The sequence below is a fragment of the Bradyrhizobium sp. WYCCWR 12699 genome (assembly GCF_032144035.1).
Lineage (GTDB): Bacteria > Pseudomonadota > Alphaproteobacteria > Rhizobiales > Xanthobacteraceae > Bradyrhizobium.
The window spans coordinates 426,502-444,064 of sequence record NZ_JAVTJN010000030.1 but is presented as its reverse complement, the minus strand read 5'-3'; the positions used below and the strand labels follow the sequence as shown (position 1 = coordinate 444,064).

Below are 17,563 nucleotides of genomic sequence, written 5' to 3'. Positions count from 1 at the left end.
GCGGCGGGTGATCATGCCCGCTGCGGAGGGAACGCGTCGTCCAGTCAAGGGCGGCCACCAAAACAAGCAAGGCATAGAAGCAACAATGAATGTCGCCGTTCGCAGTCACGCCACGACCAAGCAGGCCTCTGAACATTTCGACGTGCTGATCGTCGGTGCCGGCATCTCCGGCATCGGCAGCGCCTATCACATCGACAAGCAGCTTCCGGGCACCAGCTACGTGATCCTGGAAACCCAGGCGACGTTCGGCGGAACCTGGACCACGCACCGTTATCCCGGAATTCGTTCGGACAGCGATCTTCATACGTTTGGCTACAGCTTCAAGCCCTGGGTTGGTCCGCCGATCGCGACCGCCGAGGAAATCCTCACCTACATGAACGAGGTGATCGAGGACAACGACATCGCGAAGCACATTCGCTACAAGCACAAGATCAATTCCGCGAGCTGGTCGAGCGACCAGAACCTCTGGACCATCGAGGCGGTGACGACCGACACCGGCGAAGCAAAGACGTTCACCGCGAATTTCCTCTGGATGTGCCAGGGCTATTACCGCCATTCGGAAGGCTACACGCCGGAATGGAAGGGCATGGACCGCTTCAAGGGTCGCATCGTCCATCCCCAGACCTGGCCCGATGATATCGATCTCGGGAACAAGAAGGTCGTCGTGATCGGCTCGGGCGCCACCGCGGCGACGCTGGTGCCGAACATTGCGGACAAATGCGCACATGTCACCATGCTGCAGCGTTCGCCGACCTATTTCCGCTTGGGGCGCAACGCCATCGAGATTGCCGAAGAATTGCGCCGGCTCCAGGTCGACGAGGCCTGGATCCACGAGATCGTTCGCCGCAAGATCCTGTTCGAGCAGGATGCCTTCACGAAGCTCTGCGTGTCCAAGCCCGAGCAGGTGAAGAAGGAGCTGATCGGCCAGATCAGCGCCGTGCTCGGTCCCGATTACGACGTCGAGACGCACTTCACGCCGACCTACCGGCCGTGGCGGCAGCGCATCGCCTTCGTACCCGATGCCGATTTGTTCAAGGGCATCGCCAGCGGCAAGGCCTCGGTCGTCACCGACGAGATCGAGTGCTTCGTCGAGAACGGAATCCAGCTCAAATCGGGCAAGCTGCTGGAGGCCGATGTCATCGTCACGGCAACGGGCTTCAATCTCGCGGCGCTCGGCGACATCGCCTTCGAGATCGACGGCAAGCCGCTCGCCTTCGGCGATACCGTCACCTATCGCGGCATGATGTTCACGGGCGTACCGAACATGGTCTGGGTGTTCGGCTATTTCCGCGCGAGCTGGACGCTGCGCGTCGACCTCGTCGCCGATTTCGTCTGCCGGCTGCTTGGTCATATGAAGGCCAAGGGCAAGAAGAAGGTCGAGGTGAAACTTCGCCCCGAAGACCACAATATGCCGATCCTGCCCTGGATCGATCCCGAGAACTTCAATCCCGGCTACATGATGCGCAACATGAACCTGTTGCCCAAGCGTGGCGACAAGCCGGAATGGCAGCACAGCCAGGATTACTGGACCGAGAAGGACGAGATTCCGAAGACGGATCTGGACGACAAGGCGTTCGTGTATGGGTGAAGGTGCGTGGTGGTAAGAGAGAGATAGCAATAGCCACACACTCCGCTGTTGTCCCGGGGCGCGAAGCGAGCCCAGGACCCATACTCCCAGGCGGTGGTTATAGAGCGAGCAGGTCACTCCAAGTCTTCGCCAAAAATCTCCCTGCGGCTATGGGTCCCGGATCTGCGCTTCGCTTGTCCGGGACGACACCGTTGGTTTGGCGAACGGTGCACCAACTCATCAGCACCGCGACTATGAATTCCTTCGCGTCGCATTCGCGGCAATCGCCGCGGCTGCCGTTCGGTTCTCCACGCCGAGCTTGGCGTAGATCTGCTCCAGGTGCTTGTCGACCGTACGCGGGCTGAGGCCCAGGATCTGCGCGATGTCCCGGTTGGTCTTGCCCTTGCTGAGCCAGGCCAGCACCTCGCCCTCCCGGGTGGTGAGGCCGAGCTCGCTGGTGAATTCGGGCGGCAGCGCGGTGCCGGAGTCCCTGGAGAGCCGCAGCAGAAACTCGTTCGGCGCCGTCTCGCCCATATAATAGAGCCGGAGTTGTGGATTGTCTGGTAACGAGGTCGCCTGGGATTTCGAACTACCCTTGGTCTTGGCCTGCTCCAGCCATTGCAGCAGCGTCGGCGACAGGACGAAGTCGTCGGCCCGTGCGCCCTGATGATCGGACATCAGCTTCTGCGCCTGCGGCGTCGCCCATAGCAAATTGCCCTGGCGGTTCACTGCGAACAGAAAGCGGCCGGAGACGTCGAGCGCGGCGCGCGCGCTCTGCGTCAGCCGGGCATTGCCGAGATGGACGCGAATGCGCGCCAGCATCTCCTCGATCACGATCGGCTTGGTCACGTAGTCGACGCCGCCGGCCTCGAGCCCGCGCACGATGTGCTCGGTTTCGGCAAGGCCCGTCATGAAGATGACCGGGACATTGGCAAGGTCCGCATCGCGCTTCAGCCGGCGGCAGGTCTCGAAGCCATCGATGCCGGGCATCACGGCATCGAGCAGCACGATATCCGGCGTGATCTGGTCGACGATGCGCATCGCGGCCGCGCCATCGAGCGCCACCATCACCGTCATGCCGGCGCCGTCAAGCGCGTCGGTCAGCAGCCGCAGCGTCTCCGGAGAGTCATCGACAACCAGCGCGACGTCGCGCTTCTTTGGTTCAATGCTCATGCGCATGCAATGTCTTCAATGTGGCCATGTACTGCTCGAGATCGAAGCGGTCCACCAGGGACCGCATCTGCGCGACGAAGTCGGCATGCTCCGGATGCTCGTTGCCGATCTCGTCCAGCTTCAACTGGATACCCCTGACATAGCCGATCTGGCCGAGCCCGATCAGCGCCTCGATATGCCGCGCCGGCGGCCTTGACCCGCTTTCGGGACGCCAAAACGACACCGCGATCTCGTCCGAGCCGTATTGCCATTCGATCTTGAGCAGCTGGCGGATTGCCTCCAGGAGCCGGGGGATGTCGATCGGCTTCATCAGGTAGCCGTCGTGGAAGGGCTGCGCCAGCGGCGTGCCGTGAGCTTCCAGCGCGCTCGCCGACACCATCAGGATGCGCGCCTGGCGGTGGCCGCTCGTGCGCAACGCTTCCGCCACGGCCCAGCCGTCCATGGCCGGCATCGAGATGTCGAGCAGGAACAAATCGGGCCGGCAATGCTGCGCCAGCGCGAGGCAGCCGGGACCGTCGGGAGCACTGAGCAGGATGAAACCGAGCGGCGTCAGCACCTCGCGCAGGAGGTCGCGGTGAACCGGATCGTCGTCCGTGATGAGGATGGTCTTGCGCGCGCCGTGATACCCGGAGACCGGGGCCTCGATCGGCGCGATCCGCTGCGGATTTGTGACCTCGGAGAGCAGGATCTTGACCTTGAACGTCGAGCCGGCGCCGACAGTGCTCGTCACCTTGATATCGCCGCCCATGACCCCGGCCAGCAGGCGGCTGATGGTCAGGCCGAGTCCCGTGCCGGTCTGCGGCTGCGAGACGCCGAGCGCGCCGCGCTCAAACGGCGCGAAGATGCGCTCGAGATCGCCGCCCTGGATGCCTGGGCCAGTGTCGATCACTTCGAACTCGGCGACGGGGCTGCGATAATGCACGACGAACTGCACGCTGCCGGTCTGGGTGAACTTGATCGCGTTGGAGAGCAGGTTGATCAGCACCTGGCGCAGCCGCTTCTCGTCGGCATAGACCACCAGCGGCAGATGTGGCGGCCGCCGGAACACGAAGTCGATGCCCTTGGCGGCGGCCTGCAGGCGGAACATGCCGACGAGCTGGTCGAGGAATTCGCTGAGCCGCACCTCGTCGCGCGACAGATACAGCCGCCCCGCCTCGATCTTGGAGATGTCCAGGATGCCGTCGATCAGGCCGGAGAGGTGGTCGGCGCTGCGGCGGACGACGCGGACCTGGTCGCGCGGCTTGGTGCTCAGCGTCGCGTCCTGCTCCAGCAGCTGCGCATAGCCGCTGATCGCATTCAGCGGCGAGCGTAGCTCGTGGCTCAGGCCCACCACATAGCGGCTCTTGGCGAGGTTGGCGGATTCGGCGACTTCCTTGGCGCGCTGGAGCTCGGCGTCGGTGCGCTTGTGGGCGTCGATCTCCTGGATCAGCAGCGTGGTCTGCCGCCGTGTCTCGGCTTCGGCCGCGCGGCGGCTCTGCTGCGCCAGCACGAACAGCCAGGCCACCACGCCGATGATGATGCTGAGCGAGAAGAACACCTTCCACAGCACGTCGGAAACCAGCATGTTCTCGCCATGCACGCTCGCCGAGGTCTGCAGATAGATCAGGCCGAGCACCAGCGCGACGAGGCCGGCGGAGACCACGAAAACGCCGATATACTGGCCGAGCTGCGAGTTGATCCGCGCGTAGATCGGCTGCGGCATCAGCTTGCCCAGCGTCTCCGACACCTGCGCCTGGATCCGGGCGTGCGGCTTGCAAAGATCGTGGCAGCGGGCGTCGAGCGAACAGCACAAGGAGCAGATCGGCCCGGCGTAAGCCGGGCAGGAGGCCATGTCCTCCGGCTCGAACGCGTGCTCGCAAATGCAGCACTGGATCGCCTCGATGTTCTGCCAGCTCCGTTTCGGCTTGCGTGCGATGTAGTACTTGCCGCCTGTGGCCCAGGCGATCAACGGTGCGGTGATGAAGGCAGCCGCAAGCGCTATGAAGGCTGACAGCGCCTTCGCACTGGGCCCGAACAGGCCGTAAAAGGCGCTGATTGAGACGATTGTCGCGATCGTCATCGCGCCCACGCCGACCGGATTGACGTCGTAGAGATGCGCCCGCTTGAACTCGATCTGCTGCGGCCGCAAGCCGAGCGGCTTGTTGACGACGAGATCGGCGACCAGCGCGCCGACCCAGGCGATCGCAACGTTCGAATATAGAGCCAGCGTCTGCTCCAGGGCCTTGTAGACGCCGATCTCCATCAACAGCAGCGCCACGATGACATTGAAAACCAGCCAGACGACGCGGCCGGGATGGCTGTGGGTCAGCCGCGAGAAGAAGTTCGACCAGGCGATCGAGCCGGCATAGGCGTTGGTGACGTTGATCTTGACTTGCGACAGGATCACGAACGTGCCGGTCAGGGCCAGCGCAAGATCGGGCTGCGACAGCACATAGCGGAACGCTTCAAGATACATGTGGGCCGGCTCGGCGGCCTCCTCGGGCGGCACCCCGTGGCTGAGGGCGAAGAAGGCGAGGAACGAACCCGCCAGGAGTTTTAGCGCGCCGAGCACGATCCAGCCCGGCCCTGCGCTCATCAGCGCCACCCACCAGGAGGCCCTGGATGCGCGGCGGTCGCGCGGCAAAAATCGCAGGAAATCGACCTGCTCGCCAATCTGCGCCACCAGGGAAAACACCACCGAGGCCGCAACCCCGAACAGCAGCAGATTGAATTGGCCGTTGAGGTCGCCGTGCTCGCCCGCAAATTTGCGCCATTCCGTGAAGGAATGCGGGTTGTGCCAGGCGATCGCCGCGAACGGAATGATGTGGAGCACGATCCACAGCGGTTGCGTCCATAGTTGGAAGCGGCTGATCAGCGTGATGCCATAAGCCACCAGCGGGATGATGACGACGGCGCTGATGAGATAGCCGATTGGCCGCGGGATCCCGAAGCACATCTCGAGCGCGGACGCCAGGATCACGGCTTCGATCGCAAAGAAGATGAAGGTGAAGGACGCGTAGATCAGCGAGGTGACGGTCGAGCCGATGTAGCCGAAGCCCGCGCCGCGCGTGAGCAGGTCGATGTCGATGCCGCACTTGGCGGCGTAATAGGCGATGGGCACGCCACAGCAGAAGATGATCGTCGAGACCACGAGGATGGCGGCGGTCGCATTGGTGACGCCGTAGTTCAGGGTGATGGTCCCGCCGATCGCCTCCATCGCCAGGAACGAGATCGCGCCCAGCGCGGTGTTGGCCACCCTGGCGGCGGACCAGCGGCGCGCGCTCTTGGCCGTGAAGCGCAGCGCGTAGTCTTCCAACGTCTGGTTGGCGACCCACTGATTGTACTGGCGCCTGACGCGGTCTATTCGCTGCCGCCCTGCCACGCTCTACCCCACTCCCGATACGGACCCGGAGCCCTCGCAATTTCCGTACCAAAAGCCTACGTCGGCATTTTGCGGTGCAATATACGCGATCTTGCGTATGCTTCCGCCGCCCAGATCCGAGCCATCCTCACGGCACCAATCGCGTGTTCTCGAACAAAAAGTGGGGTGCTCATGTCGGACGAAGGAAACAAGGGCCTGTTATCGCCGCTTCGGCGCAAATTATTGATGGGAATGGCCGCCGTGCCGGCCATGACGATGCTGCCGCGGGCGTCCTTTGCCCAGGCCCCGGCGACCTCGGCGGTCAATACCACGGGCCTTGCGGTCACCGACACCGAGGTGACGGTGGGAATCCTGCACTCGGCGACCGGCACCATGGCGATCTCCGAGACCGGCTCGATCGAAGCTGAAAAGCTCGCCATCGAGCAGATCAACGCCGCCGGCGGCGTGCTCGGCCGCAAAATCAAGTTCATCCAGGAAGACGGCGCCAGCGATTGGCCGACCTTTGCGGAAAAGGCCAAGAAGCTGCTCGTCAACGACAAGGTCGCGGCGATCATGGGTTGCTGGACCTCGGCCTCGCGCAAGGCGGTGCTCCCGGTCATGGAGCAGTATAACGGTATGCTCTACTACCCGACCTTCTACGAAGGCCTCGAGCAGTCCAAGAACGTCATCTACACCGGCCAGGAAGCGACCCAGCAGATCCTCGCCGGCCTGAACTGGATCGCCAAGGAGAAGGGCGCAAAATCGTTCTTCTTCATCGGCTCCGACTACATCTGGCCCCGCACCTCGAACAAGATCGCGCGCAAGCACGTCGAGAACGTGCTGAAGGGCAAGGTCGTCGGCGAGGAATATTATCCGCTCGGCAACACCCAGTTCAACTCGGTCATCAACAAGATCAAGCTGACCAAGCCGGACGTCATTTTCACCGACGTCGTCGGCGGCTCCAACGTCGCCTTCTACAAGCAGCTCAAGGCCGCCGGCATCGACCTTTCCAAGCAAGCGCTGCTGACGATCTCGGTGACCGAAGACGAAATCGACGGCATCGGCGGCGAGAATATCGCGGGCGCCTATGCCTGCATGAAGTACTTCCAGTCGCTCGACAATCCGAACAACAAGGCCTTCGTGCCGGCGTTCAAGAAGATGTGGGGCGAGAAGACCGTGATCGGAGACGTCACCCAGGCTGCCTATCTCGGCCCGTGGCTCTGGAAGTTGACGGTCGAGAAGGCCGGCTCCTTCGACGTCGACAAGATTGCGGCGGCCTCGCCGGGCGTCGAGTTCAAGGGGGCTCCGGAAGGCTACGTGCGCATCCACGAGAATCATCATTTGTGGTCGAAGACCCGCGTAGGCCGCGCCAAGCTCGATGGTCAGTTCGAGCTGATCTACGAGACCGCCGATCTCGTCGAGCCGGATCCGTTCCCGAAGGGCTATCAGTAAGCCGCGGCCTCCGCCGCAGTTTCCCAAAAGCCAAAACCGCTCCCTGGCGTGGATCGCAAGTCCACGCCGCAAGACCCCGCGTCGCGACTCTGCATCGCGACGCGGGACCCTTATCCCCGACGGAGGACATCGATGTTCGGCGACTACTCGCTTGGTGATCTCGGCTCGATCTTCGTCATGCAGGGTTTTGCAGGACTGATCCTGTTTTCGGTCTACGTCCTGATGGCGCTCGGGCTTGCCATCATCTTCGGCCAGATGGGCGTCATCAACATGGCCCATGGCGAGTTCATGATCCTGGGGGCCTACGTCACCTGGATGACGTCCAATCTCTTCCAGGCCTATTTGCCGAGCCTGTTCAGCGGCTACTTCTTCCTCGCGATGATCCTGGCCTTTGTCGCATCAGGTGCGTTGGGCATGCTGGTGGAATGGGTGCTGATACGGCATCTGTACAAGCGTCCGCTCGATACGCTGCTGGCCACCTGGGGCCTCAGCCTGATGCTGCAGCAGGCCTATCGCTCCGTGTTCGGCGCACGAGAGGTCGGCGTCGAGCTGCCGCAATGGATGCTCGGTTCGCTGCACGTCAGCGACAGCATCGAAGTGCCGATCAACGGCGTCTTCGTGATGTGCCTCACCGTGCTGATCACGATCTCTGTCGCCTACGTTCTCTACCTGTCGCGCTGGGGCCGCCAGGTCCGAGCCGTGGTGCAGAACCGCATCATGGCGGGGGCCGTCGGCATCAATACCGAGAAGGTCGACCGCTATACTTTCGGCCTCGGTTGCGGCATCGCCGGAATCGCCGGCAGCGCCTTCACCATGATCGGTTCGACCGGGCCGACCTCGGGACAGCTCTACATCGTCGATACATTCCTGGTCGTCGTGTTCGGCGGCGCCGCCAGCCTGCTCGGTACCATCGCCTCCGCGTTCTCGATCTCGCAGACGCAATCGACGCTCGAATTCTTCATGTCGGGTTCGATGGCCAAGGTGCTCACGCTGCTCGCCGTCGTCGGCATCCTGATGCTGCGGCCGCAGGGTCTGTTCGCCCTCAAGGTTCGCAAATAACGAGAAGCAGGCAAGCCATGGTCATTAACTCACGCTTCTTCAATCGATCCGAACTCATGGGCTTCATTGCGCTCGCCGCCGTGCTGTTCGTGATCCTGCCGCTGACGCTCGATGTCTTCCGTCTCAATCTGGTCGCGAAGTACCTGACCTACGCCTTTGTCGCACTCGGCCTCGTGCTGTGCTGGGGCTATGGCGGCATCTTGAGCCTGGGGCAGGGCGTGTTCTTCGGCCTGGGCGGCTATTGCATGGCGATGTTCCTCAAGCTCGAGGCATCGAGTGTCGAGAACACCAAGATCCAGTCGACACCCGGCATCCCCGATTTCATGGACTGGAATCAGATCACGTCACTGCCGCTGTTCTGGCAGCCGTTCCACAGCCTGACCTTTACCATCCTCGCCATCATCCTGGTCCCCGGCCTGTTCGCGCTGATCATCGGCACCGCGATGTTCAAGCGCCGTGTTGGCGGCACCTATTTCGCGATCATCACCCAGGCGGTCGCCGCCATCCTCACCATCCTGATCGTCGGTCAACAGGGCTATACCGGCGGCATCAACGGCATGACCGATCTGCGCACGCTGAAGGGTTGGGACATCCGGCCCGACCACGCCAAGATCATCCTGTACTTCGTCGAGGTCGTGCTGCTGTTCGCCTGCATCGGCATCGCACAGTTCATCCGGCTGACCAAGCTCGGCCGCATCCTGGTGGCGATGCGCGAACAGGAGGACCGTGTCCGCTTCTCCGGCTATAGCGTCGCCAACTTCAAGATCTTTGCCTTCTGCATGGCCTCGGTCTTCGCCGCGATCGGCGGTGCCATGTTCGCACTCAATGTCGGTTTCATGTCGCCGTCCTTTGTCGGCATCGTGCCGTCGATCGAGATGGTGATCTACACCGCGGTCGGCGGGCGGATGTCGATCTTCGGCGCGATATGGGGGGCCATCCTGGTGAATTTCGCCAAGACCAGCCTGTCCGAATCCTTCCCGCAACTCTGGCTGTTCGGTCTCGGAGCGCTGTTCATCGCGGTCGTGCTCGCCTTCCCGAACGGTCTGTCCGGGCTCTGGGCCGACTACGTGCAGCCGCACATCGATCGGCTGTTCGCCTCGCGGAAGGCGAAGCCGGGCTGGAACGACAATTCGGTCGCCGACGGGGCGCCGGCAGAGTGAGGAGGACATCGTGCTCATCGGTCATCAGCCCAAGGAATTTCTGCTCGCGGTCTCCGGACTCACCGTTTCGTTCGACGGGTTCAAGGCGGTCAACGACCTCTCCTTCTACGTCGAAGAGAACGAGATCCGCGTCATCATCGGTCCCAACGGCGCCGGCAAGACCACCGTGCTCGATCTGATCTGCGGCAAGACCAAGGCGACCTCAGGCTCGATTCAGTTTCGTGGCAAGGAGCTCACGAAGATGAGGGAGAACGAAATCGTGCAGACCGGCGTCGGGCGCAAGTTTCAGACGCCTTCGGTGTTTGAGGATCTCACCGTGTTCGAGAACCTCGAGATCTCATTTCCGCGCGGGCGCACCGTGTTCGGCTCGCTGACCTTCCAGCGCGACCAGCCGGTGAAGGACCGGGTCGAGGAGGTCGCCGAGATGATTTTCCTCAAGGACAAGCTCAACACCTATGCCGACGAGCTCAGCCATGGCCAGAAACAGTGGCTCGAGATCGGCATGCTGCTGGTCCAGGATCCGGACCTGCTGATGCTCGACGAGCCCGTCGCCGGCATGAGCGTGTCCGAGCGCGCCAAGACCGCCGAATTGCTCAACCGCATCATCAAGAACCGCTCGGTGCTGGTGATCGAGCACGACATGAAGTTCGTCGAGGACATCGCGCACAAGGTGACCGTGCTGCACCAGGGCCAGATCCTCTCCGAGGGGACCATGGAGAAGGTGAAGAACGATCCCAAGGTCGTTGAAGTCTACCTGGGGCACTGAGACATGACGTCGAGCGAGCCTGTTGCGGCAACGCCGGTGCACCTCTCCCCTTATGGGATAGGTCGGATCGCGCAGGCGATCCGGGTGAGGGGTATCTCTCCGCGGGAGAAACTGCTCCTCGCATTCGCGGATGCAGACCCCTCATCCGCCGCGGACTTCGTCCGCGCCACCTTCTCCCACAAGGGGAGAAGGAAGAAAACATATCGAGCCTAGGAGCGCACTGATGCTGGCAATTTCCGATCTGCACGTTGCCTACGGCCAGAGCGAAGTGCTGCACGGGCTCAACGTCAAGGTCGCGCCGAACGAGATCGTCGCGATCATGGGCCGCAACGGCATGGGCAAGACCACGCTGATGAAGTCGTTGATGGGCATCCTGCCCGCCAAAAGCGGCTCGGTGACCATGGACGGCGCCGAGCTCGGCAGCCTCAAGAGCTTTGAGCGCGTCGCCAAGGGCCTCGCCTACGTCCCGCAGGGCCGCATGATCTTCTCTACCATGACGGTGAAGGAGAACATCGAAACCGGCCTCGTCGTCTCCGGTGGCTCCGAGGTGCCGGGCGACATCTACGAATTGTTCCCGGTGCTGCTTGAAATGAAAGGCCGTCGCGGCGGCAACCTTTCCGGCGGCCAGCAGCAGCAGCTCGCCATCGCACGTGCGCTCGCGACCAAGCCGAAGGTTCTGCTGCTGGATGAGCCGACCGAAGGCATCCAGCCGTCGATCATCAAGGAGATGGCGCGCACCCTGAAGCGCATCCGTGACGAGAAGGGGCTCTCGATCGTCGTGTCCGAACAGGTGCTGAGCTTCGCGCTCGACATCGCCGACCGTGTGCTGGTGATCGAGAACGGCGAGATCGTGCGTGACGATCCGCGCGACGCCGTCGATGCCGCGCAGGTCTCGAAATATCTGTCCGTCTAATTAACCGTAGTCAAAGGGGAGCATCTCGATGCCAGAGACACTGATCAAGGTCGATCTCACCAAGTCGGCCTATGAAAACGACATGGTGCATAACCGCTGGCACCCCGACATCCCGATCGTTGCGTGGGTCAATCCCGGCGACGATTTCATCATCGAGACCTATGATTGGACCGGCGGCTTCATCAAGAACAACGATTCCGCCGACGACGTGCGCGACATCGACCTGTCGATCGTCCACTTCCTGTCCGGTCCGATCGGCGTCAAAGGCGCCGAGCCCGGCGACCTGCTGGTGGTCGATCTGCTCGACGTCGGTCCGCTCAAGGAGAGCCTGTGGGGCTTCAACGGCTTCTTCTCCAAGCAGAACGGCGGCGGCTTCCTGACCGACCATTTCCCGCTGGCGCAGAAGTCGATCTGGGACATCAAGGGCCTCTACACCTCGTCCCGCCACGTGCCCGGCGTGAACTTCGCGGGTCTCATCCATCCCGGACTGATCGGCTGTCTGCCCGATCCCAAGATGCTGGAGACCTGGAACAAGCGCGAAGCCGAATTGATCTCGACCAACCCGACCCGCGTGCCTGGGCTCGCCAACCCGCCGTTCGCGCCGACTGCCCATGGCGGCCGCGCCAAGGGCGACGTCAAGGCCAAGATCGGCGCCGAAGGCGCGCGCACCGTGCCGCCACGCGAGCATGGCGGCAATTGCGACATCAAGGATCTCTCGCGCGGCTCGAAGATCTACTTCCCGGTCTATGTGCCCGGCGCCGGTCTGTCGATGGGCGATCTTCACTTCAGTCAGGGCGACGGCGAGATCACCTTCTGCGGCGCCATCGAGATGGCCGGCTGGCTGCACCTGAAGGTCGAGGTGATCAAGGACGGTATGTCGAAATACGGTATCAAGAACCCGATCTTCAAGCCGTCGCCGATCACGCCGAACTACAAGGACTATCTGATCTTCGAAGGCATCTCGGTCGACGAGGCCGGCAAGCAGCACTATCTCGACGTCCACATCGCCTACCGTCAGGCCTGCCTCAACGCGATCGAGTATCTGAAGAAGTTCGGCTATTCCGGCGCCCAGGCCTATTCGATCCTCGGCACCGCGCCGTGCCAGGGCCACATCTCCGGCGTGGTCGACGTACCCAACGCCTGCGCCACGCTATGGCTGCCGACGGAAATCTTCGACTTCGACGTGATGCCGTCGGCGGCCGGGCCCATCAAGCACATCACCGGCGACATCCAGATGCCGATCTCGCCGGACAAATGACGTGCTCCCTCTCCCCGTTCTTGCGGGGAGAGGGTTGGGGTGAGGGGCTGTCTCCGCACACGCGGTCACTAAATGCCTAGGAATCAACAATGCCGGTCTACGAATATCTGTGTGACGACTGCGGTCCGTTCAAGGACCTCCGCCCGATGGCCGAATGCGACGATCCGCAAAGCTGCCCGCATTGCGCGACCATGGCGCCGCGGGTGATCCTGACCGCGCCGAATTTTTTCTGCATGCCGGCGGACAGGCGCAAGGCCCACGTCGTCAACGAGCGCAGCTCGCATGCGCCGCAGACCCTGGCGCAATACAAGGCCTCGCACGGCCCTGGCTGTGGCTGTTGCTCCTCGGGAAAGACAGTCAAGGACAAGGGCTCGGCGGACAGCAAGAAACCGGCACGGCTGGTGACCAAGACCAAGAGCGGCGCCAAGGGCTTTCCGACGGCGCGGCCCTGGATGATCAGCCACTAGCGAAGACCTCAAACAGACAAAAGACAGGAGCGCTCAAAATGCTTCACGGCGACATTTCCAGCAGCAACGATACGGTCGGCGTCGCGGTCGTCAATTACAAGATGCCCCGCTTGCACACCAAGGCAGAGGTGCTCGACAACGCCCGCAAGATCGCAGACATGCTGGTGGGCATGAAGGTCGGTCTACCCGGCATGGATCTGGTGATCTTCCCGGAATATTCCACGCAGGGCATCATGTACGACTCCAAGGAGATGTACGAGACGGCGTGCTCGGTGCCAGGTGAAGAGACGGCCATCTTCGCCGAGGCTTGCCGCAAGGCGAAAGTGTGGGGCGTGTTCTCGCTGACCGGCGAGCGCCATGAGGAGCATCCGCACAAGGCCCCCTACAACACCCTGATCCTGATGAACGACAAGGGCGAGATCGTGCAGAAGTACCGCAAGATCATGCCATGGGTGCCGATCGAAGGCTGGTATCCCGGCAATTGCACCTATGTGTCCGAAGGCCCGAAAGGTCTCAAGGTCAGCCTGATCATCTGCGACGACGGCAATTATCCGGAGATCTGGCGTGACTGCGCCATGAAGGGCGCGGAATTGATCGTGCGCTGCCAGGGCTACATGTATCCGGCCAAGGAGCAGCAGGTGATGATCTCCAAGGCGATGGCATGGGCCAACAACGTCTATGTCGCGGTCGCCAACGCCGCCGGCTTCGACGGTGTCTATTCCTATTTCGGCCACTCCGCGATCATCGGCTTCGATGGCCGCACGCTCGGCGAGTGCGGCGAGGAGGATTACGGCATCCAATACGCGCAGCTGTCGAAACATTTGATCCGCGACGCGCGCCGCAACGGCCAGTCGCAGAACCATCTCTACAAGCTGGTCCACCGCGGCTACACCGGCATGATCAATTCCGGCGACAGCCCGCGCGGAGTTGCGGCATGCCCGTATGATTTCTACAAGAACTGGATCAAGGATCCCGAAGGCACGCGGGACATGGTCGAGGCGATGACCCGCGCGACGCCGGGGACCGCGGAATGCCCGATCGACGGCATCCCGAATGAAGCGGCGGCCACCAATTACTGAGCCATTGCGACCCGGCTTCATGCGCCAAATGGAAATTTGGCCCTGCAAACCGTGTCCCGGTTGCAACATGACCGCCGGATTCTGCCTCGGTTGTGGGTCAAACGGACGCATTCCGATGACGCCGTAGTTCTACGGAGCCTTCTCATGGCCTAAGTTCCCGCGGAACTGGCGGGGAAGCGAGGGCGTAACGTGAGGGGCGAGGGGCTATCGAGGCGGCAGGATCGACTGCGCCGGCGCGGTGCCGCGTTGCTCGTCGGCGCACCTGCGTTCATTTTGGGATTCAGCCTGTGCGCATCGCCGGCGAAGGCGACTTGCACACCAGATCCGGCCACCAGCGGCCAGACCGTCACCTGTAGCGGCACCGATACCGACGGCTTTCAGGCCGGGGCCGGCGTCGATGCTCTCAATGTCAACGTGCTCTCAGGCGCAGCGGTGAACGACAACGGCGCGGTCTCGATCGGCGTCAACGATTCCAGCACCGTCACCAACAACGGCACCGTGTCGGCAGGCTCGGGCCTCACCGGCATTGCCGTTGGAAATTCCAACACCGTGATCAACAACAGCACCATCACGGTGCTCGACAACGGACTCGGCATCCAGGCGATCGATCACAACGTCATCACCAATGCCGGAACGATCACGACGGGCGACAGCGGCGCCGCGATCTCGGTCGGTGACAGCAACACCGTCACCAACAGCGGTGCGCTGTCGGTCGGCGGGTCAGGTGCGGGCGTCTTCGCCGGCCAGAACAACACGATCACCAACTCTGCGACCGGCACGATCACGGGCGGCGACGGTGCAAGCGGCATCTTTGCGTTCGGCAGTGCAATCATCACCAATGCCGGCGCGATCACGGTCGGCGATTCCGCCGGATTCTCCGGCGGCATTCTGGCGATCAGTGACAACAACACGATCACCAACACCGCCACCGGCACGATCACGGTCGGGCAGAACGCCGCCGGCATCTTCCTGCAAGGCGACTTCCAGACTGTCAGCAATCTCGGCACGATCACGGCCGGAGATTTTGGCGTCGGCATCGCCGTGCTGGGCGACGACTCGAAAGTCACCAACGGCGGCACGATCACGGTCGGGGGCAGCGGGACGGCCGGCATTTCGTTGCAGGGTGACCGGGCCACGATCAACCAAAGCGGCGCGATCAATGTCGGGCTGGGCGGGGTGGCCATCGCCTATACCGGCTCGTCCTCAACGATAACCAACAGCGGGCAGATCACGGGCGCCGACTTTGTCGAAGGCATCTTCGTTGTCGGCGATTCCAACATCGTCACCAACACGGGCAAGATCACCGTCGGCGACACCGGCGTCGGCATCGACGTCAGCTCGTTCAGCACGACCAACCAGATCGTCAACACCGGCACCATCACCGTCGGCGCCAACGGCACGGGTATCATGCTGAGTGGCGGCGGTAGCGTCTTCAACTCCGGCACCATCGATGCCGGCGCGTCCGGTGCCATCGCGATCGATTTCTGCGGATGCGGCAGCAACACGCTCACCCTCGGCCCCGGCAGCGTCATCAACGGCCAGGTTCTGGCATCCGGAACCGACACCTTCCAGCTCGGCGGCACCGGCAAGGATACGTTCAATCTCGACCTGATCGGCGTTGGCCTCCAGTATGACGGGTTCTCGACCTTCAACAAGGTCGACAGCTCGACCTGGACCGTGACCGGCACCGGCAATCAGGACTGGAACGTGCTCGGCGGCACGCTGATGCTCGCCGGCACCATCAACGGCACCGTGTCCGTCGCCACCGGCGGTACCTTCGGTGGCGTCGGCACGGTCAGCACGATCACCGTGAATGGCGGCACGCTGGCGCCAGGCAATCCGACCGGGACGCTCACCGTGTCCGGCGACCTCTCGTTCACGAGCGCGTCGAGCTACATGGTGCAGGTCTCGGGCGCGAGCAACGGCCTTGCGGTCGTGACCGGAACGGCGACGCTTGGCGGCGCTACCGTCGTCGTGGTTCCGACCGGCTCGATCGCGAAGCACTACACGATCCTCAGCGCGGGGACGCTGCCCGATTCGTTCAATCCCGTGGTCGCGGGGCTATCGCCGAACCTGCATGCGACGCTGGGCTATGGCCTCAACAATGTCGACCTTGATCTCGCGCTCGGCTATGGCGGCGGCCTCAACATCAATCAACAGAACGTCGCCAATGTGCTGACGAACTATTTCAACAGCGGCGGCAGCCTTCCCGTGGCGCTCGCCAATCTCTCGCCGGCCGGCCTCACACAGGCTTCCGGCGAATCGGGCACCGGCTCGCAGCAGACGACCTTCAACGCGATGAACCTGTTCATCAGTCTGCTGACGGACGTGTTCGGCACGGGGCGCGGCGGTGCACCCGGCGCGACTCCGTATGCGGACGACGCAAGCGCGAATTCCTATGCCGCAACTGGCAGGAACGCTCGCGACAAGACCACGCGCGATGCCTTCGCCTCGATCTACCGCAAAGCACCGGTTGCGACGTTCGAGCAGCGCTGGGACGTGTGGGCGGCCGGCTATGGCGGGTCGCAGGCCACCGACGGCAACGCCGGCCTCGGCTCCAACACCACCAGCAGCAGCGTCTATGGCACCGCCGTCGGCCTCGATTACCGCTTCTCGCCGTCGACGATCGCCGGGTTTGCGCTTGCGGGCGGCGGCACCGGCTTCAACGTCAACGGGCTCGGCTGGGGCCGCTCCGACCTGTTCCAGGCCGGCGCCTTCGTTCGTCACACGGCGGGGCCTGCCTATGTCACGGCCGCGCTGGCCTACGGCTGGCAGGACGTCACGACAAACCGCATCGTCACCGCTGCCGGCGTCGATCAGTTGCGTGCGCAGTTCAACGCCAACGCGCTGTCGGGCCGTATCGAGGGCGGCTATCGCCATGCCTCGCAGTGGATCGGCCTCACGCCCTATGCGGCGGTCCAGGCCACCATGTTCAGCCTTCCGAGCTACTCGGAGTTCGCTGTGGTCGGCAGCAATGTCTTCGCGCTGAACTATGCCGCCAAGGACGTGACCAGCACCCGCACCGAGCTCGGCCTGCGCGCGGACAAGTCATTCGCCGCAGCCGGCGGCCTGATGACCCTGCGCGGCCGCGTCGCCTGGGCGCATGACTACAATCCGGAGCGCAGCGTCGGCGCGGTCTTCCAAACGTTGCCGGGATCGGCATTCGTCGTGAACGGTGCCGCCCAGGCGCGCGATTCCGCGCTGACCACGGCGGCGGTGCAGATGAACTGGATGAACGGCTGGTCTGCGTCGGCGACCTTCGAGGGCGAGTTCTCGAACGTCTCCCGCTCCTACGCCGGCAAGGGCGTCGTCCGCTACGCTTGGTAGGG

The 17,563-nt window shown here is 63.0% G+C and carries 12 protein-coding genes; 10 read left to right on the top strand and 2 right to left on the bottom strand.

Annotation, left to right across the window (positions count from 1 at the left end; translation table 11 throughout):
- Positions 1-85 precede the first annotated feature (85 nt).
- Positions 86-1,588, top strand: a complete 1,503-nt coding sequence (locus tag RPS27_RS12875; protein ID WP_212064994.1) for a flavin-containing monooxygenase — start codon at positions 86-88, stop codon at positions 1,586-1,588.
- A 231-nt stretch (positions 1,589-1,819) separates the two neighbouring features.
- Here the strand turns inward: RPS27_RS12875 and RPS27_RS12870 are convergent, their stop codons facing one another.
- Positions 1,820-2,746, bottom strand: a complete 927-nt coding sequence (locus RPS27_RS12870) for a response regulator (protein WP_194404998.1) — start codon at positions 2,744-2,746, stop codon at positions 1,820-1,822.
- Complete coding sequence (locus RPS27_RS12865; RefSeq protein ID WP_313754062.1) at positions 2,730-6,101, bottom strand: ATP-binding protein; 3,372 nt, start codon at positions 6,099-6,101, stop codon at positions 2,730-2,732. The genes RPS27_RS12870 and RPS27_RS12865 overlap by 17 nt, the downstream gene beginning before the upstream one ends.
- A gap of 171 nt (positions 6,102-6,272) precedes the next feature.
- Here RPS27_RS12865 and urtA point away from each other — a divergent pair, with 171 nt between their 5' ends.
- The 9 genes from urtA (at position 6,273) to RPS27_RS12820 (ending at position 17,561) form a co-directional block, all read left to right on the top strand.
- Positions 6,273-7,532, top strand: coding sequence for an urea ABC transporter substrate-binding protein (urtA, locus tag RPS27_RS12860; protein ID WP_211415445.1), 1,260 nt, complete (start codon positions 6,273-6,275; stop codon positions 7,530-7,532).
- Positions 7,533-7,664: 132 nt separating this feature from the next.
- Complete coding sequence (gene urtB, locus RPS27_RS12855; RefSeq protein WP_194404995.1) at positions 7,665-8,591, top strand: urea ABC transporter permease subunit UrtB; 927 nt, start codon at positions 7,665-7,667, stop codon at positions 8,589-8,591.
- Between the two features lie 17 nt (positions 8,592-8,608).
- Entirely contained in the window at positions 8,609-9,751 is a 1,143-nt protein-coding gene (gene urtC, locus RPS27_RS12850) for an urea ABC transporter permease subunit UrtC (RefSeq protein ID WP_212064995.1), read from the top strand.
- A gap of 10 nt (positions 9,752-9,761) precedes the next feature.
- Positions 9,762-10,517, top strand: a complete 756-nt coding sequence (urtD, locus tag RPS27_RS12845; protein ID WP_212064996.1) for an urea ABC transporter ATP-binding protein UrtD — start codon at positions 9,762-9,764, stop codon at positions 10,515-10,517.
- 223 nt (positions 10,518-10,740) lie between these two features.
- Positions 10,741-11,430, top strand: a complete 690-nt coding sequence (gene urtE / locus RPS27_RS12840) for an urea ABC transporter ATP-binding subunit UrtE (RefSeq protein ID WP_028133834.1) — start codon at positions 10,741-10,743, stop codon at positions 11,428-11,430.
- Between the two features lie 28 nt (positions 11,431-11,458).
- On the top strand, positions 11,459-12,688 hold the full coding sequence (gene fmdA / locus RPS27_RS12835; protein WP_157285379.1) for a formamidase: 1,230 nt from the start codon (positions 11,459-11,461) through the stop codon (positions 12,686-12,688).
- Positions 12,689-12,777: 89 nt separating this feature from the next.
- On the top strand, positions 12,778-13,155 hold the full coding sequence (locus tag RPS27_RS12830) for a zinc ribbon domain-containing protein (protein ID WP_212064997.1): 378 nt from the start codon (positions 12,778-12,780) through the stop codon (positions 13,153-13,155).
- Between the two features lie 38 nt (positions 13,156-13,193).
- Entirely contained in the window at positions 13,194-14,234 is a 1,041-nt protein-coding gene (locus RPS27_RS12825) for an aliphatic amidase (protein ID WP_194404991.1), read from the top strand.
- Positions 14,235-14,423: 189 nt separating this feature from the next.
- Positions 14,424-17,561, top strand: coding sequence for an autotransporter domain-containing protein (locus RPS27_RS12820; RefSeq protein ID WP_212064998.1), 3,138 nt, complete (start codon positions 14,424-14,426; stop codon positions 17,559-17,561).
- Positions 17,562-17,563 lie beyond the last annotated feature (2 nt).